Here is a 24,950-nt window from a genome sequence, read left to right as displayed (position 1 = left end):
GAATGTGAATAAGAAAATCTATGGTACCATAGTCGGTTATTTAAATATGATTACCAGCAACTTAGTGGCGTTTTTTTTAACTCCAATAATGATCTTAACTTGGGGTGATGCGGAGTATGGTCTTTATAAACTTATGTTTTCATTTATGGCATACTTTTTTTTAATGGATGTTGGGATAGCTAATTCAATAGTTAAGTTTATTTCTGAATATACAACTAAGGAGGAAACAGAGAAAGAAAGCAATTATTTTGCTCTACTTTTATTCTTTTATGCTTTAGTATCCTTAGTAATTTTATCTATGGGTTATGGTTTATCGCGAATTCTACCCTATATGTACCAGAATACGTTATCATATTCAGAAATAAAAATGGGGCAGAATATAATATTATTGCTGCCGATATTAGCTATCGGAACAATATTCATGAATTTTTTCATTGGTATTCTAAGGGGTCATCAAAAACACATTTTTATTAATCTTATTAATCTATGTAAGACTTTGGTTAGGTTCCTATTACTTTATTATGCATTGATATTGCACAATAATATTATAAATATAATTGTATTAGATATTATTATATGTTTCTGTTTTACTTTTTTAGTTCTACTATACGTTATTTTTAAAATCAAATTAACTCCTAAAATAAAAGGAATAAATTTTGTGTTTGTTAAGTCAATATTTTCCTTTTCTGGATATATGTTTTTAGCCACTATAGGATTTCAGATATTTTGGTCAGTGGATAGTATAATTATTGGTTCGATTCTCTCTACGGAGATGGTTGCTATTTACTCAATCGGTACACTATTTATTGTATTATTTCAAACTTTATCAAGTGTAACAAATCAAATTATTGCGCCTGAAGTAATGAAAATGGTTTATTCAAATGTTGATAAGAACGAAATGAACCAATTAATGGTTGATGTTGGGAGAATAAAGTTCTTCATAATATTATTACCAATGATAGGTTTCGTTTTTTTAGGTAATCATTTTATTTCTTTATGGGTTGGTAGAGGTTTTGAATTAGCGTATGTTGTTGCACTTATTGTGATTGTTCCTCAAATATTTTCTTTTATACAAGACGTTCCTGTAGCTGCAATGTATGCTAAAAATAAACATAAGTGGTATTCTATTACAATATTGTTTGCGGGTTTATTAAATTGCGGATTAACTATCATAATGGTAAACCTGATTGGTATTATTGGTGCAGCAATTGGAACGACTTTCGCATTTGTTTTTATATTTGTATTTTATGCAAGCTTTTTTTATAAAAAAACGTTGGACTTTGACATGAAGAGGCTCTATCTTGAAGTGATTTTAAAGCACATTCCTTCAGTTCTGTTGGTATCGATTTTATCACTTATAATAAGTCAGTTAGGTACGCTTAGTTGGTTTTGGTTGGGAATACAATCATTGTTAGTCACACTATTATACATAATAATCTTATGGACAATTATGCTTAATTCGCGAGAAAAAGGTGCAATTAAAAATATTTTAAGAATGGGGAATTAATATGTTTGAAGGAAAGACAATATGCATCACTGGTGGAACAGGTTCTTTTGGTAATGCTGTGATGGAAAGATTTTTGGCTACCGACATAAAAGAAGTTAGAATATTCTCTCGTGATGAAAAAAAACAAGATGACATGAGAAAGATATATAAGAACGATAAACTTAAATTTTACATTGGTGATGTAAGAGATATTGATAGTTTTAAGAATGCAATTTATGGAGTAGATTATATATTTCATGCCGCTGCTTTAAAACAAGTTCCTTCGTGTGAATTTTTTCCACTTGAAGCGGTGAAAACTAATATACTAGGTACAGATAATGTATTAACTGCGGCTATTGAGTGTAACGTAAAAAAAGTGATATGTCTATCTACAGATAAAGCCGCTTACCCAATAAATGCTATGGGAATATCAAAAGCAATGATGGAAAAAGTATTTGTTGCGAAATCTAAAGCGGTACCCTCTGAAAGAACACTGATTTGTGGAACACGCTATGGTAATGTAATGGCTTCTAGAGGCTCAGTGATACCTTTATTTATTGACCAAATTAAGAATGGTATGCCGTTAACTATTACGGATCCCAATATGACTAGATTTTTAATGAGTCTAGAGGAAGCTGTAGAACTTGTTGTTTTTGCATTTCAAAATGCGAATGCTGGGGATATCATGGTTCAAAAATCACCTGCAAGTACCATAGGAGATCTAGCTCAAGCAATTAAAGAATTATTTAATGTAGATAATGAGATTAAAATTATCGGTACCAGACATGGTGAGAAATTATATGAGACATTACTTACCAAAGAAGAACATGTTGTAGCTGAGGATATGGGCGGGTTTTATAGAGTACCAGCTGATCAAAGGGATTTGAATTATGATAAATATTTTGTGGATGGAAATCAAAATTTAATAAATGAAGATGAGTACAACTCACATAATACTGAAAGATTAAATATAGAACAGATTAAGGATAGATTATTAACGCTAGAATATGTTCAAAATGAACTGAAAACATGGAGGATGTAATGAAAATTCTTGTAACTGGTTCTAAAGGGTTTGTAGGTAGAAATTTAGTTGCAGAGTTGAAAAATAAAAATTTTATTCAAATTCTTGAATTTCATCGAGACACAGAACCATCATTATTAGATATTTATACTAAAGAATGCGATTTTGTGTTTCATTTAGCAGGAGTAAATCGTCCTCAAAATGAGGATGAATACACCACTGGTAATGTGGAGTTTACTTCTAAATTACTTGGTTTGCTTGAGAAACATAACAATAAAGTTCCTGTATTGATGACATCTTCTATTCAGGCCGAAAAAGATAACTCTTATGGTCATTCTAAGAAAGCCGGGGAAGAGTTACTCTTTAAATATGGAAAAGAACATAATGTTGATGTATTTGTATATAGGCTTTTCAATCTATTTGGAAAATGGAGTAGACCTAATTACAATACTGTAGTTGCTACTTATTGTTACAACATAGCCAGAGACCTTGAAATTCAAATTAATAACTCTGAAGCAGAATTAACACTATGTTACATAGATGATGTCCTTGAAGAATTTTTAAAGGCATTAAAAGGTACTCCTACTAAGAAGGAATCAATTTGTTACATACCAGTAACTTATAATATTAAACTAGGTAAATTATCAGAATTAATAAAGAGCTTTAAACGGAGCAGAATGGAACTAAGTATTCCAAATATGGAGGATGAACTCACGAAAAAGTTGTATAGTACATATTTGAGTTTTCTTCCTGAAAATGACTTTGCTTATGATTTGAAAATGAATGTTGATTCTAGGGGTTCATTTACAGAATTTATTAGAACTTCTGAAAGAGGACAAGTTTCAATAAATGTATCTAAGCCTGGAATAACAAAAGGAAACCACTGGCATCATACGAAAAATGAAAAGTTTTTAGTGGTTAGTGGGCAAGGGGTTATTAGTTTTAGGAAAATTGATGAGTCAGAAATTATAGAATATAAAGTATCAGGAGATAAATTACAAGTAGTGGATATTCCTACTGGTTACACACATGCAATTAGAAATACTGGCAATATGGATATGGTTACCGTTATGTGGGCAAATGAATGTTTTGATGCGGATAAACCAGATACGTTTTATTTGGAGGTATAGTAAGAATGGGAAAATTGAAAGTAATGACTATCATCGGCACTAGACCTGAAATTATTAGATTATCAGAAGTTATAAAGGCTTGTGATAAATATTTCAATCATGTTCTAGTGCATACGGGTCAAAATTGGGATTATACTTTGAATCAAGTTTTCTTTAATGAATTAGAACTAAGAGAACCTGATGTTTATCTTAAGGCGGTGGGAGATAATCTTGGTGAAACGATGGGGAATATTATTTCAAAGTCTTATGAAATTCTCAGCCAAGAAAAGCCGGATGCACTTTTAATATTGGGTGATACTAATTCGGCATTATGTTCGATATCAGCAAAAAGACTTAAAATCCCAATATTTCATATGGAAGCAGGTAATAGATGTTTTGATCAAAATGTACCTGAAGAAATTAATAGAAAGATAGTTGATCACATATCTGATATTAATTTACCGTATACAGAGCATAGTAGAAGATACCTGCTCTCAGAAGGAATCAGAAAAGAACATATGTTTGTTACGGGGTCTCCAATGACCGAAGTTTTAAATAAATATAAAGAAAAAATTAGTAGTAGTAATGTTTTAAGTGAATTGGGATTAGAAGTTAATAAATATTTCTTAGTTTCAGCTCATAGAGAAGAAAACATAGATAATGAATCCAATTTTAATTCCCTTATGAATGCAATAAACAGCATTGCTGAAACATACCAGTTGCCAATTATTTATTCTACACATCCAAGAAGTTGGAAAAGGATAGAGGAACGGGGATTTAAGTTCCACTCGTTAGTTAGACAATTAAAGCCATTTGGTTTCTTTGATTATAACAAGTTACAAATGAGTTCTTTTAGTGTGTTGTCAGATAGTGGAACTCTATCAGAAGAATCAGCAATATTAAACTTCCCAGGTGTTCTTATAAGAACATCAACTGAAAGACCAGAGGTATTAGATAAGGGTAGTGTTGTAGTAGGTGGTATTACTTCCGAAGATATTGTTCAGGCAGTAGAATTAAGCAGAAACATGTGGGATAACAAAGAAAACGTCCTTATTGCTTCTGATTACGCTGATGTAAATGTTTCTGTGAAAGTTGTTAAAATTATACAAAGTTATACAAAGATAATAAATCAGACTACCTGGAAGAAATGATTTAAGTGGAGTGTACTGAAGTGAGATAAACTCATAGTACTGCATAAGAGTATAAACATTCCCTATACTTCCACCCACATTTTTGTTACCATACCCTTAAACAAAACAACCGCATAAACCGTACGATAAAGGCAAAACCATTGAAAAGTGGTGACGCAAAGCTACAGGGGCTTATCTGAAATCAGACTGCCAGCCAGCTACCGAATATCGTGCCTCCCGTCAAGGTTTATGTGAGAACATGGAGGTTATTTGTATGTTCATACGAGCCAATATTGTGCGTGAGTGGCATCAGCTTTGGATGGAATTTCATGAGATGCTGTGGGAAGACTGCTTGGATGAAGATAAGCGCATCGAGATTTATTTGAAGATTGTTTATCATAAAGATAAACTAGCAGCCGTTGGTCTCTAATGTTCAAGTTCTTGTTGTACATATTATATGTTTGGAAAACCGAGATCCCAAGCTGGCGCCCTGTCACTATGAAGCGTCAGCTTGTTTTTTTGAAAATAAACAAAGGAGAGTCATATGAGGTTATAGCTCATGCAGCACCCATATGAAACCAATACTATGAAAATATCAAATAAAATGCTTTTTATAATGGCAGGTGCAATTGTCGTTATTGGGATTGTGATTTATGGCAGCATGAGTCTGTATGCGAAGCTGAATAAGGTAGAAGAGTTAAATGGGCGTTTAGAAGAGACGGCTCAAAATGATGGGGTACAGGCCTCGCCAGAGAGCACTGAGCAGCCTAGCAATCAAGCGGAGCAAAAGCCGGAGGATGAACCAACGCAGACGCCTGTTCCGGTTCCAACGACTCAGAGCGAGGAAGGCCTTAAGCCTAGCCCGGATGCAACTTTGACACCAGAACCAACGTCTGATAACTTAGATATAGGCCATAAGCCGGAGGATGAATCTACCAATACGGATGATAAGTCCCAGAAGAAGAAAGAGATTGATGCTTCGGTTACAGCGAAACTAGCGAAGCTGAAATCGTCGTGTCAAGCAAGCAGCAATAGTTTGGTTCAGCAGATCGCAGAAGAGCTTAGCGCGGATAAAGACGCGACGCTTTCGACGATTCAGAGCAAATATCTGAATAAGGTTTTTGCTGCTGAAGCCGACTGTGATGCTAAGTTTAATCAGTTAATAAGCACTGCCAAGAGCGAGTACAAGGCAGCCGATCTAGGTGATCAGTCCTTCCCTGATTGGAGCTCGCAATACGAGAGCGCGAAGGCTGCTGCTAGAGCCAATGCGCTTACTGTAATTGCTAACTCGCTCAAGAAGTAAGTTCTATTATTTTTAGGAGGCGCTATGAAAAAGTCACGTGTACTATCTATTTTTCTTGCCATTATGATGCTGTCATCTGCACTGGCAACCGTCGCATCTGCGGCAACAACGACGATTAAGGCAACAACGCAGCCGATTAAATTGCAATTTGATGGACAAGCTCTACAGCTGCCGGACGGTCAGTATTCGTTTATTTATGAGGGGCGTACATATGTGCCGATTCGCTACATTTCCTATGCACTGCAAAAAACGGTGAACTGGGATGGCGGAAAAGCTACAATCTCCGAACCGACAGAGAAGGAGCTTGCCGCACTGAAGAAGCAATTGCAGAGTGCAGCATCAGGTAGCCCAAAACCGCAAGCAAGCGTTGAAATTACGATTCAGCCTGTCAAGGCAACGCTCGTATTCGATGGGAAGACAGCAGCTTTGCCAGCTGGCCAATCCATTTATGGCTATAAAGGCTCCATCTATGCGCCACTACGCTTCTTGTCAGAGTCCGTGGGCACGCAGATCAGCTTTGATCCCGTGACTAAGACGGTTAGCGGCGAATCGGCTGCTTACCGGGCTGAACAGGGTGCTGGCGGAGGTGTGGTTCTGCCAGGAACAGGCGGAGGCACAGGTGGTACCGGTAATAACGCTGGCAATGGCAATACTGGAGGTAATGCCGGCAATGGCGGCGCGGGCGGGGGCGTGGTTAAACCGACATCTGAGCAAATTACGGCTGAAGCTGAATCGAAGCTTAAAGCATTGAAGGCAAGCTGCGATGCAACGCTAAAAGATATTGGCATGCAATACATCCTAGCGTCGACTGCTGAGGAAAAAGCTAAGCTCAAGGAGAGTGGCCGCTCGGAGGTTAACAAATGTTCGGCGAGTTTTGAGGTCATTATGACGGATACGACGTCTAAGCTGACAACAAACGGCTACAGCACGAGTATCATTGCTTCCTATCGCGAAGCTTTCAACAAGGACATTGAAGATTTAAAAGCAATTGTAGCAAAAACGGCATAATCAAATTTTGAAACAAATAAGTGGGGCGGTAGCGAAGTCGATGAGACTTCGTTACCGCCCCTTTTTTTGGCTATGCTGCTGACCGTAATAACAGCAAAAAACATTATATTAATATCTTGTTTTGCATGTTTTTGTCTTTCTTTACTTCACAGTGCAACGAAATGTAAAAAAATAACTCAATTCACTAGTAAAGCCACTACCATAGTACTAAAATATGAATTACACTAATATTACACGCCAGCCTAATTTCATACAATAGTGGTAATCTAGGGGGACTATGGGCATATTTAAAGCGTTTTACCGAATGGATGACTATACTTCCAGCCTAGTTGCTGGACGCAATATATACGTTTGTGAGGTGGGTCAAAATACTCAATCTCGTGAGCTGCTTTGTGCGGCACCTTACAGCCTGTTTCACTACTGCGGCATAGTGGTAAAAAATGATAGTGCATAACATAAGGGATAGCTCAGAGTCCGGGTATAGAGCGTTTTGTGCGGTACGAATCAAGAAGCTCATGTGTATGCTGCAATCAGGAATCTATATACCCTTTTATTAGTCCAGAGAGGCGAAGTCGAATGGAAGATATGAAGTTGGAGTATGCTGGTCCGAACATAGACAGCTGCAAGAAAGCTGGCGATTATTTTGCGAAAAACCAAGCTGCAAGAAGGTTGAATCATCTATTTTGCGAGGAAATGCCCGTAGGTGTCTATTCAAATATACTAAATCAGGGAGAGGTGCGGGTCCATTAATAGAGATACTGTTCTACAGAAAATAAAGCTAGAGCAGACGATCGAGCTGCTGCGGCAGGAAATGGTCGAAAAGCTATTAGTGAGCCAGTCTTACCAATCTGATGAAGTGCTAGGAGCGAGCCAAGCGTTGGATCGCGTTCTTAATTGCTATGATTGTGTAAGATATGAAAGGAAATGTAAAAATGAATCCAATTGCGCATCGCTTACATTTTCATTTGAAAGAAAATAGCTCTATTTAAATATCCGTTTACGCTTGTTATTCTTATATTTGTACCAGTATTTACCGTTTTCATCCTTAAAAACCCTTATTCCTATTAGCTTAAATGGTGTTGTTATCTCGGTGAACATTAAATAACTAGACATATGATCTCCCTCTTTCGCATCTTTTAAGTAATAATACCAAACTTTAGACATATTGACTATATTAAAATAGGACTTTTTTACTGCTATCTTTTTATACTTGATTGGGTTATACTTCTTTTTCTTCCAAATACGTGCTATTAATAATGTCAACGGCTGCTTCTTTTGAGCGAGTTTGCCGTTTTTTGGCATGCCTTCTCCTGCCCCGAAACGCTCAAATTTTGTTTGTGTGATTCATTTCAAGTATGATAGAAGGAGAAAAGCGGGAGAAGGCTGCTGTGCAGGAGGTGCAAGAGAAAATGAACAAATCTACGAGATGGATACCAACCTTAATATGGGGCATTTTGTTAACCGGATGGCTCGCGCTCTTATTTATGTTTTCGTCCCAGACCTATGAGCAGCAAAGTATTCAGCCTTTCTTGCGGAGCCATTTTAATTATGATCAGCTTGTGAGATGGCTGCCTGATATGACGATTACCTATCGAGCCAGCGTTATTAATTCACATGATCGGCCATATAGCTTCATTGAATTCCTATTTCGCAAGGGCGCGCATTTATTTGTGTACGCTACGTTTGCTGCCATGCTGTTTATGTTCCTGCGTGCGCTGACCCGCGGGCGTTGGTTCATTTCGATTGTGCTTACGCTATTGGTTGCCGTTGCCGTCCCGGCGCTAGATGAATGGAATCAGCTGGGCTCTGATGAGCGCACGGGCAACGCGACGGATGTGGTGCTTGATTTTGCAGGAGGCTGTGCGGGGCTGCTTGTCTGCTTGTGTATCTTAGGGGTTGTTAAGCTGTGGCGCTCCCGTACGCGGTCTCGATCAAGAAATAGGCATTACTAGATGCACGCCTGCTAGAGCTGCCATTCAACCGCTGAGAGCGGCTTGAAGGGCGGTTTTTTTTATATGCGATTCTTTTTAAAAATCTCAATCGATTCACATCACAACTTTTTTAAAGCAAATTCGTCTAAATGGTATAAAATTCAAACTTTGTTAATTAGGAGTGACGTAATTGAAACGATCCATTGCCATGCTGCTCGTCTTATTGTCTATGCTGTCATTAGGAAACAACAACTTTGTGTACGGAGCGAAGGTCCAAATCCTCCAAGCGACTCCGCTAACCCAAGTTATTGATATCGATGATAGAAGCTATTCGGAGTACTTCTACGCCTTACAGGAGGACGGTACGATATGGATAGGCTCTGATCATGCTCCTGCTATTAGAGGACCTCAAATCAAAGGAGCCGTAAAAATCTCGGGCAATCTTGTCCTTACCGCTGAGGGAGACGTATGGACTTGGAGCACCAATCCTGCCGATCATCCGAAGCGAGTTCCGGAGTTATCCGGTATTCAAGATATTAGCGCGGGGCCTGCGTTTATGGCTTTAGATAATAAAGACCGAGTATATGTATGGGGCAACGTATGTTATGTGTCGCTTATGAGGCCAGACCTTCAGGATCGCCAAGGACCGTCATGCGTGAATCCCAGCCAAGCTTCGCAAGCAGATGTGGATCTAGCGAATATTCCTAAGGTTGCGCTTGAGAAGGTGAAGGCGATTCGGAGCTCGCTGCAAAGTCTAATGGTGCTGATGAGTGATGGGAAAACGGTACAATGGTATGGCAATACCTACATCATGGACATGGGAATGCATAAGGTGGTTTCGCAGGCGCCCGTAACTGATTTTACCGGCTTTGACACCGATGTGGTTGGAGGCGGGGAAGTGAAAATGCTTCCAGATAAAGAGCTGGTATCAGCACTGCCGAATGCTCAATTTAACAAGCTTAGTGTGAGCTATGAAAGCTTTTATTCGTTATATTTGAAGCAAGATGGCACAGTATGGGGCAAGTCGGACTGGGTGGATGGATCGCTGCAGCAGATACAACCTTTGAAAAATATCGCTCAGGCCCATGCGATCGCCTTAAATAGCGGCACAGCCTTGGATAAGAATGGTATAGTCTGGACGTGGGGGAATCGCAGTAATATGCCTTATGCTGGAATACCGGACAAAATCTTGAGCAAGGTAGATGCGAAGCCTGCTCTGCGGCAGTTATCTTTGAAAATCAATGGGAAATATATACCGTCAGATCCCGGACCTATCCAAATGAACGGAGTCACTTTCGTACCGCTTCGTGTATTATTTGAGTCGATTGGCGCAAAGGTTAACTACGTTAATGACAAGATCGCGGTTACATACATTAATCAAGTATTGCAGATAAAGGTATACGATACAAATGCCGTTTGGAACGGCGAAAATATCAAAATGAACGCAGCGGTGACCTCCTATCAGGGTAAAACGTATGTGCCTGTCAGGTTTATTTCAGAGGCGCTAGGAGCGAATGTGCAGTGGGATGCCAAAGATGGCTGCGTTGTTGTACAGTTTGCGGCATCAAATGCAAATTGAATGGTTTGGAATGGTCTGGAAGAATGTGAAAAATAAATGCGGACAAAGCGGCATGCTATCCCTTATAATCGTCTTTGTACTTTAAAGATTCGGTAAATGTGGAGGAGTCGCAGCTTGCAGCGCTATGAAGAGTTAGATTCGCTTAGAGGATTGGCGGCGCTTGCCGTTATGGTAGGACATTTCTTAATGGTGTTTACGCCAATCGTGCAAAACACATCAGGCTTAGGCTTTTGGGATTATCCGCTAAACCTGCTGAAATATACGCCGCTGCATGCGATTTGGGGCGGCCATGAAGCCGTCATTATGTTTTTTCTGCTTAGCGGGTTCGTGCTTTCCTTGCCGTTTTTCAACAACCGCCAGCAGAACTATACGAAATATGTAATCAAGCGTATATGCCGCATTTATATTCCTTTTCTAGTTGCTTTAATGATTGCCATTGTGATGAGGGAAGCCGTCTACGTATCGAAGCTGTCGGACTTTACGGCTTATTATAATAATCTGTGGGTCATTCCGCCGGATATAAGCTCGATTATGCATCACTTGCTGTTCATTGGAAATTACAATACGACGAGGTATGATCCGATTCTTTGGACGCTCGTTCATGAGATGCGCATCTCGTTATTATTTCCGTTTATTATGTTCATGATTGTAAAAGGCGGCTGGAAATTCGGACTTCCGCTTGCCATTGTCTTATCCTATGGGGCTGCCATTATGCTCGAAAATATAGAGACCCGCTTTATGACCAATTTTGTAGTATCGCTGCATTATGCCTCCTTCTTTATCGTAGGCGCGCTGCTTGCGAAGTATCAGAAGGAGCTGAGGGCGGCCTTCTCGAAGCTGAATGGCTGGTGGACAGCCTTGCTTCTTGTAGCGGCGTTATGCTTCTATTCGTTCAAATGGATCGGCTATGGCGAGGATTTCCATGACCGGTTCATGCCGCATGGCGGCGATTGGATGACCGCGGTCGGCGCTTCCATCTTTATTATAGCAGCGCTATCGTCCGTTCGATTGTCGCGGCAGCTGCAGCGGAAGCCGTTGCTATTTTTGGGCAAAATCTCATACAGCCTCTATCTCTATCATATGATCGTGTTGTTGTCGCTCATTCATCTGCTGAATGGAGAGCTGGATGCGCCGTTTATCGTCATGCTCGCCTTTGTTGCCTCGTTCGGAGCGGGAGCGCTAAGCTACTATTTCATAGAGCTGCCGTCCATTCGATTAGGCAGGTGGCTCACAAGCCGAGGCAAGAAGCCGATAGCGGCAGCTGTGGGCAGCGGAGAGAGCACAACTACGTCGGCAGGTTAATAGCGTGAAATAGAAGAAGGGAATGGCTCGCCTAGCGGGAGCCATTCCCTTCTTTGCATGCTGCGGCACGCTCACCCATGAGAGAATCGCTGGCGATACTTGCGCGGGGAGATGCTCTCGTATTTGGCGAAGCAGGAGGTGAAGTAGGCAGCGTGGTTGAAGCCGACCTCCTCGCCGATGCGGGCGATCGGGAGGTCCGTCTGGAGCAGCAGCAGCTTCGCCCGTTCGATGCGGAACCGCATTAAGTAATCGAATGGAGCGCAGCCAAATTCCTTCTGCATGCACCTGGCAATGTATACGGGATGAAAGTTGATGCTCTCGCCAAGCTCCTGCGCGGTTATATGGTCACGGTAATGCTCTCGCAAATACGAGGCGGCTTGCTCTGCGCATAGCGCTGATGGCGACGGGCCCTGCGCCTCCATAGAAGCGGACAGATGCTCGATGACCTCTTGAAAAGCGAGCTGCTGCTTCCATTTTACGCTTGGAATATGGTCATTCATATTTAGCTGTACGAGTTGGCGCAGCAGATTGTCCATCTTGGAGGGCTGGAGAAGCTTGGCGAATTGCGGCAGCTGCTTCTTGAAGGTTTGCGTAGTATAAATGTTCGACGTAAGCGCTCTCACTTTGCTGCTGTCCCCCGGCTCCTCCGTCACCGATTGATCCGACACGCTCCATGCGCCGGTCGTCTGAAAATGAATCCAGTAATAAGCGGTCTGCTCTTGGCAGGCCAGCGTGGCGTAATGATGGGCATCCGGCCTCAAAATAAGGGCATGGCCGGCTCTGATTTCATAGTGTTGCTCTTCTTCTCCCATATATAAGCACCCTCGCGTTACGACCAGAAGGTCGAACACGCCGATATTGCGCCGGCTCGGATGTTTACGGCCTGTAGGAGCCACGGTATACCCTCCGATTATATAGTGAGGGAGCGGCGGAATCGTCAAATGAATGATCGTCATAGCATGGAATGCTCCTTGTATATTCGAAGTTGGAATCGTTATAGTTTCGGTTGTAAAAGTGATACATCAAGCTCAGTATAGCATCTATAATTTGAAATGACGAACGATGAAAGAACAACGGATGAGGTCTAATGAGAGACCGATGCAGGGGGACACTAGAATGGCTTTATCAGACAAAAAATTTTCACTCTGGATACTGGCTTGGCCTATATTCATTGAGTTGTTTTTGCAATTTCTGCTCGGAGCGGCGGACACGCTGATGGTGAGCCGGATTTCGGATGATGCCGTAGCGGTAGTCGGCTTCTCCAATCAGCTGTTTCAGGCGCTTACGACTTTGTTTATAACGGTGGCGAGCGGGGCGGGCATTCTCATCGCGCAGAAGATCGGCTCGCGAAACGGCGAGGATGCGCGTACGATTGCGATTATGGCGGTTAACGTAAGTGCGGTGATCGGTCTTGTCCTTAGCGCTGTACTATTCCTGATGCCGGGACAAATCGCATCGGTGCTTCAGCTTCCGGAGCATTTGCTCCCGCTTGCCAAAACGTATATTTCGATAGTTGGCGGAGGCATGGTGCTTATTGCGCTCATGTCGGCACTCAGCACATCGATTCGTAACACGGGCAATACGAAGGGACCTATGTATACAGCGATAGGCATGAACGTCGTGCATGTCTTTTTCAATTATGCGTTTATATTTGGAGCGTTTGGTTTTCCAAAATGGGGCTTGATGGGCGTAGCGATTTCAACTGTGCTTTGCCGCATGCTGGCAACGATCGTGCTGTTTATTATGTTTCTCAGCTCTTTCGAGCGTACGATTAGCGTGCGTGACCTTAACGTATTTAACCGCAAGCTGTTCGGTGACATCATCCGCATCGGCTGGCCGCTTGGCGTAAATATGTCCTGCTGGGTGTTTACGCAGCTGCTTATATTCACCTTCCTGGCTATCCTCGGCTCGAATGAGCTGGCAGCGCGGACGTATATGAACACGCTGGAGTCGTTTTGTTTCATGCTGGGCTATTCCATTGCGCTGGCGGTGCAGATTCAAATTGCGCATTTGTTCGGCGCAGGGCGGGTGAAGGAAGCCTATGGCCTTGCCTTCAAGGCGATGTGGATTGGCCTCGGTGTAGTCACGGTCAATGCGTTCCTCATCTATCTGTTTGGCCGGCAGCTGCTTGGCTTGTTCACGGATAATACTGAAATCGTGGCGCTTGGCGTATCGCTGCTGGGGCTTAACCTGGTGCTGCAGCCAGGCAAAATGATCAATATGGCGCTTGGCAACGCGCTAAATGCAGTCGGAGATACTCGGTTTACGATGTGGACGTCGGTGTTCTCGATGTGGCTGATCGCGACAGGCCTGGCTTACTTTGTCGGGATCCATCTCGGCTGGGGCTTGGTCGGCATTTACTTATGTATGATTCTAGATGAGTACGTGCGCGGGGTGCTGTCGCTCATTCGCTGGCGAGGGAAGAAGTTTCTTCGAAGAGCGGAGCAGAATGAGGCGGAGGCTAGAGTAAGAGGGGTGGATACTGCTGGCGGCTCGCTTTCAAAACAAACCGCGCTAGACGTTTAATAAAAGCGTATAATAGGAGTAGGAAATGACAGCGGCTTTGCTAGTGAAGGCTGCTGTTTTCCTTATTCACGGCATAGGAGTGATAGATTGATATGGCATCCATGGTCATTATGAATGAAAAAATACGCGCCTCCGAGGTGCGGCTGACCGGCCTTCGGGGCGAGGATCTTGGCATTGTCTCGCGTGATGAAGCGCTGGCGAAGGCACGCGAGCTGAAGGTTGATCTTGTCTGCACCTCGCTGATGAGCAGTCCGCCGCCGTGCAAGCTTGTAGGCAAGGGCCAGGCGAAGCAGCAGGCGGATCAAGAGAAGCGCAGCTCCAAGGTGAAGGAACAGCCAAGCAAGGTAAAGGAGCTCCGCTTAACACCACATATTGAGGAGCATGATTATGATACGAAGCTGCGGCAGGCGGCGAAGCTTCTTGGCTCGGGAAACGGCGTGCAGCTCGTCGTTAAGATTCAAGGCAAGGAAGGTCCGAAAGCGAAGGAGCTTCTCGAGCGGATGCTGAAGGATCTGGCGGAGAGCGGGAAGAAGCAATCGGGCATTCAAGTGAGCGGGAAGCAAGCGGCGGTGCAAGTGCTGCCTTTGTGAGGAGGCAGCGATTGAGCGGAAGCTTTTGCAGGAAAAAATCTGAGCGGTGTCTTGAATGTGCACGGAAAGTATCGTTTTCGTTCTTGGGCTGCTCGGGGTTTTCCTGCATCTCCATCCGTCACGCTATGTATGCGCTTACTTAACGGGCAGCCAGCTGACGCAGCCAAACGTATTAGAGGCAGAAGAGTCTGAAGCAGCATGAACAGCTTAATGTGCTAAATGGTATTCATTCGATGCTATTAACGAGGTGAATCATTAATGAAGAAAACCGTTCATACAGGACCTATCATGCTGCCAAAGCGGCCGGACCCGAAGCTCTGGGTCAGCAAAGCGCCGTTTGGGCTGGGACGAATTAAGCCGCATCATATACGCGATACGCTCAAGGTGGCGTGGGATAACCGCGATAATCTGCCGTATGCTTACCGGATTTTGACGCAGGGGGTATGTGATGGCTGCGCTTTAGGCGTGTCTGGATTATATGACCAGACGCTGAGCGGCCCGCATATTTGCACGACGCGGCTGAACGTGCTTCGGCTTAATACGATGCCGGCCATTAAGGCAGCGACGCTTCACTCCGATATCGATGAGCTGCGCAAGCTGGACAGTACGCAGCTGCGCAAGCTGGGGCGCTTGCCGTATCCGCTTATAAGGGCGAAGGGGGAGCGCAGCTTCCGCAGGCTGTCATGGGATGATGCGCTGGATAGAATTGCGGCGAAAGCAAGGTCGATCGATCCGAAGCAGCTGGCCTTTTATTTAACGGCGCGCGGCATAACGAATGAATCTTATTATGTGGCGGCGAAAGCGGCGCGGCTTATCGGAACCAACAATATTGATAATGCGTCGCGTATTTGCCATTCTCCCTCGAAGACGGCGATGAAACGCTCGATTGGCGTAGGAGCCTCCACCTGCAACTATAAGGATTGGATCGGTACGGATGTGCTGGTGTTCTGGGGCAGCGTAGCTGCGAACAACCAGCCGGTCTCAACGAAGTATATGTATGCCGCTAAGCGGAAGGGAACCAAAATCATCGTCATCAACCCTTACCGCGAGCCGGCGATGGAGGGCTACTGGATTCCGTCCATCCCGGAATCGGCGCTGTTTGGCACGAAGCTGGCCGATGACTTCTATCAGGTGAATATCGGCGGCGACATTGCGTTCATGCATGGCGTGATGAAGTGCTGGTTCGAGATGGAGGAGGAGCGGCCGGGCTCGGCTGTTGATCATGCTTTTGTGCAGGAGCACGCGAATGGCTACGAGGAGCTGAGGGCTCATATATTGAAGCAGGACTGGGAGCTGCTGCAGAAATCCTCCGGTCTGACCAGAGAGCGGATGAGGGATTTCGCGGAGCTGCTGGCAGCAGCGAAGTCCGGCGTCTTCGTCTGGAGCATGGGGCTTACGCAGCACCGGTTCGGAACGGACAACATTTCGCAGGTGGCGAACCTTGCGCTGCTGCGCGGTTTTCTCGGCCGCGAGTTTTGCGGCTTGATGCCGATTCGCGGACACAGCGGCGTGCAGGGCTCTGGCGAGATGGGAGCCGATCCGTTCAGCCTGCCCGGCGGTGAATTTAAAGGCGCGGATATAAAGCGGGTGGAGCAACTGTGGGGCTTCAAGCTGCCGGATTGGCAAGGAGATATCGTTGGCGTATCGCTGGAGAACGCCTTGCTGCCAGAGCAGCACGAGCGCAGGCTGAAGCTGTTCTATACGTCAGGCGGCAATTTTATCGAGACGATGCCTGATCCTGATTTTGTGAAGCGATGCTTGGAAGCGGTTGATCTGAGGGTGCACCAGGATATTGTGCTGAACAGCTCTACGCTGCTTGACGCGCAGGAGGAGGTCATCGTGCTTCCAGCTATGACCCGTTATGAGCAGCCCGGCGGCGGCACGTCCACTTCGACAGAGCGGATGGTTTATTACTCGCCTACGATTGAAGGACCTCGTATGGAGGAGGCGCGTGCGGAATGGCAGATCTACGCGGAGCTGGCTGCGCGCATTCGTCCTGAGCAGGGAGAGTTGGTAACCTTCAAAGATGCCGATGCGGTCAGGCGGGAGATTGCCCTGGCAGCGCCCAATTACGATGGCATCCAGAAGCTGAGCAATCAGGGCGATGTGTTTCAGTGGGGCGGGGCATGGCTGTGCGAGGACGGCATTTGTCCTACGGCAGATGGCAAAGGCAATCTATTGCCGATTGAGCTGCCTGAGCTGCGCATTCCCGAAGGGCATTTCTATGCGACGACGCGGCGAGGCAAGCAGTTCAATTCCATGATTTACGGAGAGAAGGATGCCTTCAACGATGCCGGGCGCTACGATGTGCTGTTGAATGAAGCGGATTTGGCTGAGCTCGCAATCGTAGAAGGAGACGCGATTGTCGTCTACAACCGGAACGGCGCCTTCCATGGCAGGGCCAAAAGCGAGAATATCGCGCGCGGAAATATCGAGCTGTACTGGCCGGAGGGCAACAGCCTTTTTCCAAGAGGGGTCTATGAGCCGCTTGCGGGCATTCCCGAGTACAATACATCGGTAATTGTGGAGCGGGCGGACACGTATCATGCCTTTAAGGATACGAAATATATCGAGAAGCGGGTCGTGGAGCTTGAGACCGAGCCGCCGGCTTAGGCAGGTACGTTGAGGGAAACAAAGCACGCCCTAGCAGGGTGCGGATAGGGAAGGGGCACTCGGATGGATCTATCTAACACGACAAAATGGCGGATACTCAAATACGACGGTAAGGGGCATTGGGAGAAGGATGACGATATCGCCGCGGAATTTCCCCTTACCTTAAAGCTGGATGGCGAAGAGTTTGCCACTTTAGTATGCTCGCCGTCTGACCTTCAGGAGCTGGTCATTGGTTTCCTCGCTTCCGAAGGCGTTATACGCGCGGCCGGGCAGGTGAAGTCTATGACTATCCATGAGGATACGGGTTTTGCCTATGTCGAGCTTGAACATAAGCATACGGTGAGCCTTGACCATTACTCCAAACGTTTTATCGGCTCCTGCTGCGGTAAAGGGCGCCAGTTTTATTTGCACAATGACATGCTCACGGCAAAAACGATCATGACCCGCACAACCATATCGGCTGAGCAGTGCATTCGCTTTATGCGGGAGCTGCAGGACAGCTCGGCGGATTTCCGCAGCACAGGCGGCGTTCACAACGCCGCCATCGGAACGCCCGCGGAGCTGCTCGCCGTGCGAACGGACATTGGGCGCCACAATGCGCTCGATAAGCTCTTCGGGTATTGTCTGCTGCATCGCCTCCGCACCTCGGACAAAGTGATCGCATTCAGCGGGCGGCTGTCCTCCGAAGCGGTGCTGAAGGCGGCGAAGATCGGCTGCGGCATTTTGCTAAGCAAGTCAGCGCCTACCGATCTTGCCCTTCGGCTCGCGGACGATTTGGGCATCACCTGCGTCGGATTTATACGCGGCGGAGAGATGAACGTCTATACGCATCATGAACGGATAGATTTTGGCAATTGATTGACAGGTTGGTAGTGATTGTATATCATTTTAATGAAAATGATTATCACTACGAAAGTGAAGGAGTTTATGATGCTTTTACGATTTTTTGCCTACTATAAGCCTTACAAAAAGCTGTTCCTGCTCGATTTCTGCTGTGCGGTTCTGCTCTCGGTGCTGGAGCTATGCTTCCCTCTAGCGGTCAGCTATGTCATTGATACGCTGCTGCCGGACGAGAACTGGGGCCTGATTATTTCTGCCTGTGCCATTCTTCTTGTTGTTTATGTCATTAATACCATTTTGCAATATGTTGTTACCTATTGGGGCCATATGCTAGGCATTAACATTGAGACGGACATGCGGAAGAAGCTGTTTGATCACATTCAAAAGCTGTCTTTCCGATTTTTTGATAATACCAAAACCGGTCATCTTATCTCTCGTCTTACGAATGATTTGTTCGAGATCGGCGAGGTCGCCCATCATGGACCGGAGGATATGTTCATTGCCGGGATGACGCTGGTCGGAGCATTCGGGATCATGGCGTATATTAATTTGGAGCTGGCGATTCTAACGTTCGTTATCGTTCCTATCATTATATGGCTCGTCCTGCTGTTCAACGGTAAAATGACGAAGGCAGCGAATCGTTTGTTCTCGGATATGGCTGATTTTAACGCTCGCGTCGAGGATACGGTCGGCGGCATTCGTGTCGTTCAAGCATTCTCGAACGAGATGCATGAGAAGAAGCTGTTCAAGGTGAACAACCTGCGCTTCCGCGAAGCAAAGCTGATTTCTTACAAAATTATCGGCTTGAACTCGTCGATTACGTACATGCTGATGAGGCTCGTATCGGTATTTGTGCTCGTGGCGGGCACGTGGTTTGTCATTAAGGGAGACCTGAAATACGGCGAGTTTATTAGTTTTGTTTTGCTGACGAACATCTTCTTTAAACCGATTGAAAAGATTAACGCCGTTATCGAAAGCTATCCAAAGGGCATCGCAGGCTTTAAGCGCTACGTGCAATTGCTGGAGACAGCGCCAGACGTTGCGGATAAGCCGGATGCGGTAGAAGTAGATCGTTTAAGCGGAAATATTAATTATCGCAATGTGACGTTCGGCTATGAAGGCGAAGCGAAGGTGCTGCAAAATATCGACCTAAACATTCGTGCAGGCGAGACGATTGCGTTTGTCGGGCCTTCCGGTGCCGGTAAAACGACGCTTTGCAGCTTGCTGCCGCGTTTTTACGAGATCGATGGCGGCAGCATTTCGGTTGACGGCTACGATATACGTGATCTGAAGCTCGAATCGCTGCGCAAGCAGATCGGTATCGTACAGCAGGATGTGTTCTTGTTCGCGGGCACGATTCGTGAAAATATTGCTTACGGCAAGCTGGGCGCGTCCGACGAGGATATTTGGCAGGCCGCGCGCAGAGCGAAGCTGGAGGAATTCATCCATGCGCAGCCGCATGGCCTCGATACGGTTGTCGGCGAACGCGGCGTGAAGCTGTCCGGCGGGCAGAAGCAGCGCCTTGCGATTGCGCGGATGTTCCTCAAAAACCCGCCAATCCTTATTCTCGACGAAGCGACATCGGCGCTCGATACGGAAACGGAAGCGGCGATTCAGCAGTCGCTGGCAGAGCTTTCCGTTGGCCGGACGACGCTTGTTATCGCGCATCGGTTAGCGACGATCAAAAACGCGGACCGTATCGTTGTTGTAACGGAGGAAGGGATTAGCGAGCAAGGCCGTCATGAAGAGCTTGTGTCGGCGGGCGGTATTTACAGCCGCTTGCATCATGCGCAGTTCGGCGCCAAATAAGAGCGCTGCTCCTTGGCGGTTAATCAAGTAGAGTATCCATTTCAAATGATAGAGCGTTTCTAACGAAAAAACGCCGTCAACTCCACATCCATAGTGGTTTTGGCGGCGTTTTTCTTGTTTGCTGAGCGTGTGCTGCAACGCAGCTGGCGAATTGCCGCCTTAAGAAGAGCTTCTATTGCATAAAGTACAAATCAGCCTAATGATAATCTGAAAAGCGGCTGCCGGCCTATCAATTGCCGGCAGCCGTTTTTTATATAGGCTTAACGGCTTTGCTCCGCCTTCACCAGCCTCAGCAGCTCCCGAATGCCGTTTGCTACCTTGTCGGGAGAAATATTTTTAGCCATCGCGTCCGTACGAATCTGCTCGATCAATTTAACAGCCTTCGCGCCCGTAACGGTCAGCACCTTCACGTCCCCGCCCATTAACGTCTTAATTTGGCTTGCTGCCATCGCCAGATTATCATGGCTGCTTTTGTCTGTGCCGCTAATGCCGCCGAGACCATTTTCCGGCGAGTAGCCCTTGCCGGACAGTCCTTCGGTCTGATCGAGCAGCTTTCTTTGCACGCTGTCGTACTGCGAAGCAGACGCGGCATGCTTCTCCGCGGCGAGCACGACCGTATCGTCGAAGACGAATACGCGCACATCGGGAATGCCAATGCCGCTGAGCCGGGATTCAAGATGCGCGGAGAAGCCGTTCGCGTGCAGCCCGGAGCTGCCGATCATGCTGTAAACGGAAGTTCCCATGCCGTAAGTGGTTTTGCCATGCTCATTGGTCGTATGCAGCTTTGGCCCGCCTTCGCTTGGAATGATGTTGGGATCATGAAGCATATGAGCCTGCTGCTTCACCTCTGCTTTTGTTTGCGGTCTTGGCGCTGTCCCCGTGGCGCAGCCGGTTAAGGCCAAGGCCAAAGCGGCAGATGTCAGTACGAGCAGTTTGCGGGTGGTAGTCATTGACGAATCATCCTCCATAGGTTGCAATTTCTTTTTAGGATGACCCTTTCCATGAAATGAATATTCATGACTTCTTGGAAAATAATAAAGGGGAAAGAATGAAGTTTCCAGGAGGTGCAAGCATTGGATCGGATAGACAAACAGAAAGACCCAGGCAAACGAGCGGTAGACAGCAACTCCCGTCGTAAGTTTCTAGTCAATACCGGTTATGCGCTCGGCGGTATCGTTGTGGGCGGCGCGCTCGGTTCTCTGATCAAAAGAAAGCCCGCTGGGGAGACTGCGCCAGCGGCGCCGGGGAACGGGAATGCTGCTGAGGCAAAAAACTACAATCGCGCGCTCATGTTTTTTACACAGGAGCAGTTCCGGATCGCCGAGAGCGCGACTGAGCGTATTTTTCCCGAGGATGAGAATGGTCCTGGCGCGAAGTCACTGGGGGTAGCGTTCTTCATCGACCATCAGCTGGCAGGCGAATGGGGCTTTAATGGCCGGGATTATATGACGCCGCCTTTCTTCACAGGGGAGAAGGAGCAGGGCTATCAAGGGCGTTTGAAGCGAAGGGAAATATTCGAAATCGGGCTGCGCGAGATGGAAAACTACAGCAAGACGAAATACCAGAAGAGCTTTGTAGAATTGTCCGGCGAGGAACAAGATGAGGTGCTTAAGAGCTTCGAGTCTGACGCTGTGAAGCTGACGACGATCTCGGCAAGCAGCTTCTTCAAAATGCTGCGCAGCAACACGCTTGAAGGTGCGTACAGCGATCCGCTATATGGTGGCAATATGAACATGAACGGGTGGAAAATGCGCAGCTATCCGGGCAATCAGATGAGTTATACGAACATCATTGATAAGGAATTTACGAAAATCGAGCCGAGCAGCCTGCAAGATCATTTGGTTTCTCACTAGCGAATCGGGAGGATAACATGGCCAAAACATTACCGAAAACCGATGTCGTCATCGTAGGCGTCGGCTGGTCCGGCGGCATCATCGCAGCGGAGCTGACGAAAAAAGGGCTAAACGTCGTCGGACTAGAGCGAGGCAAGGAGCGCAAGACCGAGGATTATTTTATGGTGCACGACGAGCTGCGTTACGCGCTGCGGTACGAAATGATGCAGGATCTGTCCAAGGAGACGATTACGTTCCGCAGCAATGAGAAAATTCGCGCGCTGCCGATGCGGCAATATGGCTCTTTTCTAATCGGAGACGGTCTCGGCGGAGCCGGCGTTCACTGGAACGGCCAGACGTACCGGTTTTTGCCGTACGATTTTGAAATCCGCAGCAAGACGATTGAGAAATACGGAAAAAATAAAATTCCAGCCGATATGACGATTCAGGATTGGGGCATTACCTACGATGAACTTGAGCCGTACTACGATAAATTCGAGAGTATGGCCGGTATTTCTGGGGAGGAGAATCCGCTCGGCGGCAAACGAAGCAAGCCTTTTCCGACTCCGCCGATGAAAAAGACGCCGGCTATGCAGATGTTCGTGGAAGCCACCACCCGCATGAAGCTGAATCCGTATATGATGCCTTCGGCGAATTTATCGGAAAACTATACGAATCCCGACGGCATTGCCCGCGCGGCATGCCAGTACTGCGGATATTGCGAGCGCTTCGGCTGCGAATACGGGGCGAAAGCCGATCCTGTGGTGACCGTTATACCGGTTGCCAATAAGACGGGGAAGTTTGAAATCCGCACCCATTCAAACGTTCGCCGCATTTTACATAAGGGCGGCAAGGCGACTGGGGTCATGTACACGGATGTGACGACGGGAGAGGAAATCATTCAGCCTGCGGATATCGTCGTCGTGACGAGCTATGTGTTCAACAACGTGCGCCTGCTGCTGATGTCGGGGCTTGGGAAACCGTATGATCCGTCCACTGGCACGGGCGTTATCGGCAGGAACTACGCATACCAGGTTGCCAAAGGCAGCGCGATAGGCTTTTTCGAAAAGCAGCAGTTCAATAACTTCGCGGGCGCAGGCGCGCTGGGCGTCTCGATCGATGATTTCAATGGCGATAACTTTGACCACTCCGAGCTTAATTTTATCCATGGGGGCGTCATCGCGATTGGCCAATCCGGCTCCCGTCCGATACAGAACAATCCCATTCCGTCGGGTACGGCTTCTTGGGGCCATGAATTTAAGGAGAAGTCGGTCCATTATGCAAATCGTACGATTGGTGTAGGCGCGCAAGGGTCCTCGATGGCGTTCAAGCATCATTTTCTCGATCTGGATACGACGTATAAGGATGTGTATGGCGATCCGCTGCTTCGCATAACCTTCGATTTCGAGGAGCAGGACCGCGAGCTGGCGAAGTTTCTGTCCCAGCGCTGCTCGCAGATTGTGAAGGAGATGGGCGCGGATAAAGTGGATTATTTAAAGGATCTTGGTCCGTACGAAATTATGACCTACCAGTCGACGCATAATACGGGGGGCGTCATGATGGGAACGAAACCGGATACGTCAGCGGTTAATACGTACAGCCAAATGTGGGATGCGGACAACGTCTTTGTCGTTGGCGCGAGCTCATTCCCGCAGAACGCCGGCTATAACCCGACGAATACGGTTGGGGCGCTCGCTTACCGCGCGGCTGAAGGAATCTTGAAGTATAGGGAAAAGGGCGGCCTGCTGGTTTAAGGAATGAGGCGCCTGCAAAACGCACAAAAGGGCCGCTCCCGAAGCGATACGGGAGCGGCCCTTTTGTTGTTTCAGATTAAAGCAGCTTCTTAATGTCATCCTTGTTGTCCGTGGATGGATCGGCTTGTTCCTCGTCAACAATGCCGCGCGTTGAGCTGCGGAATTCGCGAAGCGTATCGCCGAATGCTCTGCCGAGCAGCGGAAGCTTGGCCGGCCCAAATACGATGAGCGCGATAAGCAAAATAATAACTAACCCTGATACGCCGATATTGTTAAACATGTGCAGATCTCCTTTATAGTTCAAGTAGGTGTAGGGACAGCGGCAAGCCGCTTGGCGTACCTCCGGGTAACGAGCACGCTGATCTCGAAGAGCAGAAGCAGCGGTACGGTTACGGAGAGATGCGAGACAAAGTCCGGCGGGGAAATGCAGGCCCCAACAACGGCTAGACTGACATAAGCGTATTTGCGCGAGCTGCTTAGCCGTTCAGGAGTCAGCAGCCCTAGCCTCGTTAGGAACAAGATGATGAGGGGCATCTCGAACGCGACGCCTAGCGGGAACACGACGCTGAACAGAAAGCTGAAATACCGATCGATGCCATACGTCTCAACGGCGCCTACGTTTTGGTTCATTTCCATCATGAAGCCGAGCATCATCGGAAATACGAGAAAGTAGCTAAAGGATACGCCTGTAAGAAACAACAGGAACGATACGGGCACATAGGCCAGCGTCCCCTTTGCTTCCGTTTCCGTCAGTCCAGGCTTCACGAATGCCCATGTCTGATAGAGCAGCACAGGCAGCGTGAACAAAATGGCGAACAGGAAGGCGCAGCGCAAATAGATGAACAGACCGTCCGTAAACGAGAAGACGTTCCACTCCACCGATTTGGCGGTTAGTCCTGACTTGATGTATCGCAAAATGGCCGGGGACACGTACAGCCCTCCGCTCATCGCCACGAAAAAACAGGTGATTACGATGATCAGCCTCTTTCGCAGCTCGGTCAGGTGGTTGACCAGATCCCCCTGAATATCCACATTATCACCCCGCATCACAAGCATTTTACTGTTAATCCCCCATGACATTTCCTTAGGATAACCAGTAACCCTACGGTTATGCGCT

The 24,950-nt window shown here is 46.7% G+C and carries 25 protein-coding genes and 1 riboswitch; of the genes, 20 read left to right on the top strand and 5 right to left on the bottom strand.

Annotation, left to right across the window (positions count from 1 at the left end; translation table 11 throughout):
- Positions 1-4: 4 nt before the first annotated feature.
- The 9 genes from ADU23_RS06500 to ADU23_RS34190 all read left to right on the top strand — a co-directional run bounded on the left by ADU23_RS06500 (position 5) and on the right by ADU23_RS34190 (position 8,036).
- Positions 5-1,507, top strand: a complete 1,503-nt coding sequence (locus ADU23_RS06500; RefSeq protein ID WP_053373000.1) for an oligosaccharide flippase family protein — start codon at positions 5-7, stop codon at positions 1,505-1,507.
- A 1-nt stretch (position 1,508) separates the two neighbouring features.
- Positions 1,509-2,528 (top strand): polysaccharide biosynthesis protein, encoded by a 1,020-nt coding sequence (locus ADU23_RS06495; RefSeq protein ID WP_053372999.1) that lies wholly within the window; start codon positions 1,509-1,511, stop codon positions 2,526-2,528.
- Positions 2,528-3,637, top strand: a complete 1,110-nt coding sequence (locus tag ADU23_RS06490) for a polysaccharide biosynthesis C-terminal domain-containing protein (RefSeq protein WP_053372998.1) — start codon at positions 2,528-2,530, stop codon at positions 3,635-3,637. Before ADU23_RS06495 ends, ADU23_RS06490 begins: the two co-directional genes overlap by 1 nt.
- Positions 3,638-3,642: 5 nt before the next feature.
- A complete protein-coding gene (gene wecB, locus ADU23_RS06485) occupies positions 3,643-4,767 on the top strand; it encodes a non-hydrolyzing UDP-N-acetylglucosamine 2-epimerase (protein ID WP_053372997.1) in 1,125 nt (374 codons plus the stop codon).
- Positions 4,768-4,887: 120 nt separating this feature from the next.
- Positions 4,888-4,972: riboswitch (cyclic di-GMP riboswitch) on the top strand.
- A gap of 48 nt (positions 4,973-5,020) precedes the next feature.
- The gene (locus tag ADU23_RS32695) at positions 5,021-5,176 is read left to right on the top strand and encodes a hypothetical protein (protein ID WP_157265663.1); all 156 of its coding nucleotides are present in this window, start codon (positions 5,021-5,023) and stop codon (positions 5,174-5,176) included.
- Positions 5,177-5,362: 186 nt separating this feature from the next.
- The gene (locus tag ADU23_RS06480) at positions 5,363-6,049 is read left to right on the top strand and encodes a hypothetical protein (protein ID WP_157265660.1); all 687 of its coding nucleotides are present in this window, start codon (positions 5,363-5,365) and stop codon (positions 6,047-6,049) included.
- A gap of 24 nt (positions 6,050-6,073) precedes the next feature.
- Positions 6,074-7,057 (top strand): copper amine oxidase N-terminal domain-containing protein, encoded by a 984-nt coding sequence (locus ADU23_RS06475; RefSeq protein WP_053372995.1) that lies wholly within the window; start codon positions 6,074-6,076, stop codon positions 7,055-7,057.
- A gap of 576 nt (positions 7,058-7,633) precedes the next feature.
- Positions 7,634-7,807, top strand: coding sequence for a hypothetical protein (locus ADU23_RS32690; RefSeq protein ID WP_157265657.1), 174 nt, complete (start codon positions 7,634-7,636; stop codon positions 7,805-7,807).
- The gene (locus ADU23_RS34190; protein ID WP_369688959.1) at positions 7,782-8,036 is read left to right on the top strand and encodes an aspartyl-phosphate phosphatase Spo0E family protein; all 255 of its coding nucleotides are present in this window, start codon (positions 7,782-7,784) and stop codon (positions 8,034-8,036) included. The genes ADU23_RS32690 and ADU23_RS34190 overlap by 26 nt, the downstream gene beginning before the upstream one ends.
- 2 nt (positions 8,037-8,038) lie before the next feature.
- Here the strand turns inward: ADU23_RS34190 and ADU23_RS06470 are convergent, their stop codons facing one another.
- Complete coding sequence (locus ADU23_RS06470) at positions 8,039-8,359, bottom strand: hypothetical protein (RefSeq protein ID WP_053372994.1); 321 nt, start codon at positions 8,357-8,359, stop codon at positions 8,039-8,041.
- A gap of 107 nt (positions 8,360-8,466) precedes the next feature.
- Here ADU23_RS06470 and ADU23_RS06465 point away from each other — a divergent pair, with 107 nt between their 5' ends.
- The 3 genes from ADU23_RS06465 (at position 8,467) to ADU23_RS06455 (ending at position 11,869) form a co-directional block, all read left to right on the top strand.
- Positions 8,467-9,009 (top strand): VanZ family protein, encoded by a 543-nt coding sequence (locus tag ADU23_RS06465; RefSeq protein WP_053372993.1) that lies wholly within the window; start codon positions 8,467-8,469, stop codon positions 9,007-9,009.
- Positions 9,010-9,178: 169 nt separating this feature from the next.
- The gene (locus ADU23_RS06460; RefSeq protein ID WP_053372992.1) at positions 9,179-10,567 is read left to right on the top strand and encodes a stalk domain-containing protein; all 1,389 of its coding nucleotides are present in this window, start codon (positions 9,179-9,181) and stop codon (positions 10,565-10,567) included.
- Positions 10,568-10,681: 114 nt separating this feature from the next.
- The gene (locus ADU23_RS06455) at positions 10,682-11,869 is read left to right on the top strand and encodes an acyltransferase family protein (protein ID WP_053372991.1); all 1,188 of its coding nucleotides are present in this window, start codon (positions 10,682-10,684) and stop codon (positions 11,867-11,869) included.
- A gap of 71 nt (positions 11,870-11,940) precedes the next feature.
- Here ADU23_RS06455 and ADU23_RS06450 read toward each other — a convergent pair whose 3' ends face one another.
- The gene (locus ADU23_RS06450; RefSeq protein ID WP_053372990.1) at positions 11,941-12,825 is read right to left on the bottom strand and encodes an AraC family transcriptional regulator; all 885 of its coding nucleotides are present in this window, start codon (positions 12,823-12,825) and stop codon (positions 11,941-11,943) included.
- A 160-nt stretch (positions 12,826-12,985) separates the two neighbouring features.
- Here ADU23_RS06450 and ADU23_RS06445 point away from each other — a divergent pair, with 160 nt between their 5' ends.
- The 6 genes from ADU23_RS06445 (at position 12,986) to ADU23_RS06425 (ending at position 20,247) form a co-directional block, all read left to right on the top strand.
- Complete coding sequence (locus ADU23_RS06445) at positions 12,986-14,395, top strand: MATE family efflux transporter (RefSeq protein WP_053372989.1); 1,410 nt, start codon at positions 12,986-12,988, stop codon at positions 14,393-14,395.
- A gap of 101 nt (positions 14,396-14,496) precedes the next feature.
- Positions 14,497-14,985, top strand: a complete 489-nt coding sequence (infC, locus tag ADU23_RS06440; RefSeq protein ID WP_053377501.1) for a translation initiation factor IF-3 — start codon at positions 14,497-14,499, stop codon at positions 14,983-14,985.
- A 55-nt stretch (positions 14,986-15,040) separates the two neighbouring features.
- Entirely contained in the window at positions 15,041-15,187 is a 147-nt protein-coding gene (locus tag ADU23_RS32685) for a hypothetical protein (RefSeq protein ID WP_157265654.1), read from the top strand.
- 56 nt (positions 15,188-15,243) lie between these two features.
- Positions 15,244-17,598: an FdhF/YdeP family oxidoreductase gene (locus ADU23_RS06435; protein ID WP_053372988.1), complete on the top strand. Its 2,355-nt coding sequence runs from the start codon at positions 15,244-15,246 to the stop codon at positions 17,596-17,598.
- A 63-nt stretch (positions 17,599-17,661) separates the two neighbouring features.
- Positions 17,662-18,456 (top strand): formate dehydrogenase accessory sulfurtransferase FdhD, encoded by a 795-nt coding sequence (gene fdhD / locus ADU23_RS06430; RefSeq protein WP_053372987.1) that lies wholly within the window; start codon positions 17,662-17,664, stop codon positions 18,454-18,456.
- A 72-nt stretch (positions 18,457-18,528) separates the two neighbouring features.
- Positions 18,529-20,247 (top strand): ABC transporter ATP-binding protein, encoded by a 1,719-nt coding sequence (locus tag ADU23_RS06425; RefSeq protein WP_053377500.1) that lies wholly within the window; start codon positions 18,529-18,531, stop codon positions 20,245-20,247.
- A 260-nt stretch (positions 20,248-20,507) separates the two neighbouring features.
- Here the strand turns inward: ADU23_RS06425 and ADU23_RS06420 are convergent, their stop codons facing one another.
- Entirely contained in the window at positions 20,508-21,197 is a 690-nt protein-coding gene (locus tag ADU23_RS06420) for a hypothetical protein (protein ID WP_053372986.1), read from the bottom strand.
- A 123-nt stretch (positions 21,198-21,320) separates the two neighbouring features.
- Between ADU23_RS06420 and ADU23_RS06415 the strand changes: the two genes are divergently transcribed.
- Complete coding sequence (locus tag ADU23_RS06415; RefSeq protein ID WP_053372985.1) at positions 21,321-22,100, top strand: gluconate 2-dehydrogenase subunit 3 family protein; 780 nt, start codon at positions 21,321-21,323, stop codon at positions 22,098-22,100.
- Between the two features lie 17 nt (positions 22,101-22,117).
- Positions 22,118-23,833, top strand: coding sequence for a GMC family oxidoreductase (locus ADU23_RS06410; RefSeq protein ID WP_053372984.1), 1,716 nt, complete (start codon positions 22,118-22,120; stop codon positions 23,831-23,833).
- A gap of 76 nt (positions 23,834-23,909) precedes the next feature.
- Here the strand turns inward: ADU23_RS06410 and tatA are convergent, their stop codons facing one another.
- Both tatA and tatC read right to left on the bottom strand, forming a co-directional pair.
- Entirely contained in the window at positions 23,910-24,113 is a 204-nt protein-coding gene (gene tatA / locus ADU23_RS06405) for a twin-arginine translocase TatA/TatE family subunit (protein WP_053372983.1), read from the bottom strand.
- A gap of 20 nt (positions 24,114-24,133) precedes the next feature.
- Positions 24,134-24,889 (bottom strand): twin-arginine translocase subunit TatC, encoded by a 756-nt coding sequence (tatC, locus tag ADU23_RS06400; RefSeq protein ID WP_231637326.1) that lies wholly within the window; start codon positions 24,887-24,889, stop codon positions 24,134-24,136.
- Positions 24,890-24,950: the final 61 nt, after the last annotated feature.

The organism is Paenibacillus sp. FJAT-27812, assembly GCF_001273905.1.
In the GTDB taxonomy this organism is placed as follows: domain Bacteria; phylum Bacillota; class Bacilli; order Paenibacillales; family Paenibacillaceae; genus Pristimantibacillus.
The sequence above is the reverse complement of the archived record's forward strand: the minus strand, read 5'-3'. Positions and strand labels throughout refer to the sequence as shown.

Bases quoted from the DNA above. Each gene is read 5' to 3' on its own strand.
- ADU23_RS06495 (WP_053372999.1), top strand. From the start codon at position 1,509: ATGTTTGAAGGAAAGACAATATGCATCACTGGTGGAACAGGTTCTTTT.
- ADU23_RS06490 (WP_053372998.1), top strand. From the start codon at position 2,528: ATGAAAATTCTTGTAACTGGTTCTAAAGGGTTTGTAGGTAGAAATTTA.
- wecB (WP_053372997.1), top strand. From the start codon at position 3,643: ATGGGAAAATTGAAAGTAATGACTATCATCGGCACTAGACCTGAAATT.
- ADU23_RS32695 (WP_157265663.1), top strand. From the start codon at position 5,021: ATGTTCATACGAGCCAATATTGTGCGTGAGTGGCATCAGCTTTGGATG.
- ADU23_RS06480 (WP_157265660.1), top strand. From the start codon at position 5,363: ATGGCAGGTGCAATTGTCGTTATTGGGATTGTGATTTATGGCAGCATG.
- ADU23_RS06475 (WP_053372995.1), top strand. From the start codon at position 6,074: ATGAAAAAGTCACGTGTACTATCTATTTTTCTTGCCATTATGATGCTG.
- ADU23_RS32690 (WP_157265657.1), top strand. From the start codon at position 7,634: ATGGAAGATATGAAGTTGGAGTATGCTGGTCCGAACATAGACAGCTGC.
- ADU23_RS06470 (WP_053372994.1), bottom strand. From the start codon at position 8,359: ATGCCAAAAAACGGCAAACTCGCTCAAAAGAAGCAGCCGTTGACATTA.
- ADU23_RS06465 (WP_053372993.1), top strand. From the start codon at position 8,467: ATGAACAAATCTACGAGATGGATACCAACCTTAATATGGGGCATTTTG.
- ADU23_RS06450 (WP_053372990.1), bottom strand. From the start codon at position 12,825: ATGACGATCATTCATTTGACGATTCCGCCGCTCCCTCACTATATAATC.
- ADU23_RS06445 (WP_053372989.1), top strand. From the start codon at position 12,986: ATGGCTTTATCAGACAAAAAATTTTCACTCTGGATACTGGCTTGGCCT.
- infC (WP_053377501.1), top strand. From the start codon at position 14,497: ATGGTCATTATGAATGAAAAAATACGCGCCTCCGAGGTGCGGCTGACC.
- ADU23_RS32685 (WP_157265654.1), top strand. From the start codon at position 15,041: ATGTGCACGGAAAGTATCGTTTTCGTTCTTGGGCTGCTCGGGGTTTTC.
- ADU23_RS06435 (WP_053372988.1), top strand. From the start codon at position 15,244: ATGAAGAAAACCGTTCATACAGGACCTATCATGCTGCCAAAGCGGCCG.
- fdhD (WP_053372987.1), top strand. From the start codon at position 17,662: ATGGATCTATCTAACACGACAAAATGGCGGATACTCAAATACGACGGT.
- ADU23_RS06425 (WP_053377500.1), top strand. From the start codon at position 18,529: ATGCTTTTACGATTTTTTGCCTACTATAAGCCTTACAAAAAGCTGTTC.
- ADU23_RS06420 (WP_053372986.1), bottom strand. From the start codon at position 21,197: ATGACTACCACCCGCAAACTGCTCGTACTGACATCTGCCGCTTTGGCC.
- ADU23_RS06410 (WP_053372984.1), top strand. From the start codon at position 22,118: ATGGCCAAAACATTACCGAAAACCGATGTCGTCATCGTAGGCGTCGGC.
- tatA (WP_053372983.1), bottom strand. From the start codon at position 24,113: ATGTTTAACAATATCGGCGTATCAGGGTTAGTTATTATTTTGCTTATC.
- tatC (WP_231637326.1), bottom strand. From the start codon at position 24,889: ATGCTTGTGATGCGGGGTGATAATGTGGATATTCAGGGGGATCTGGTC.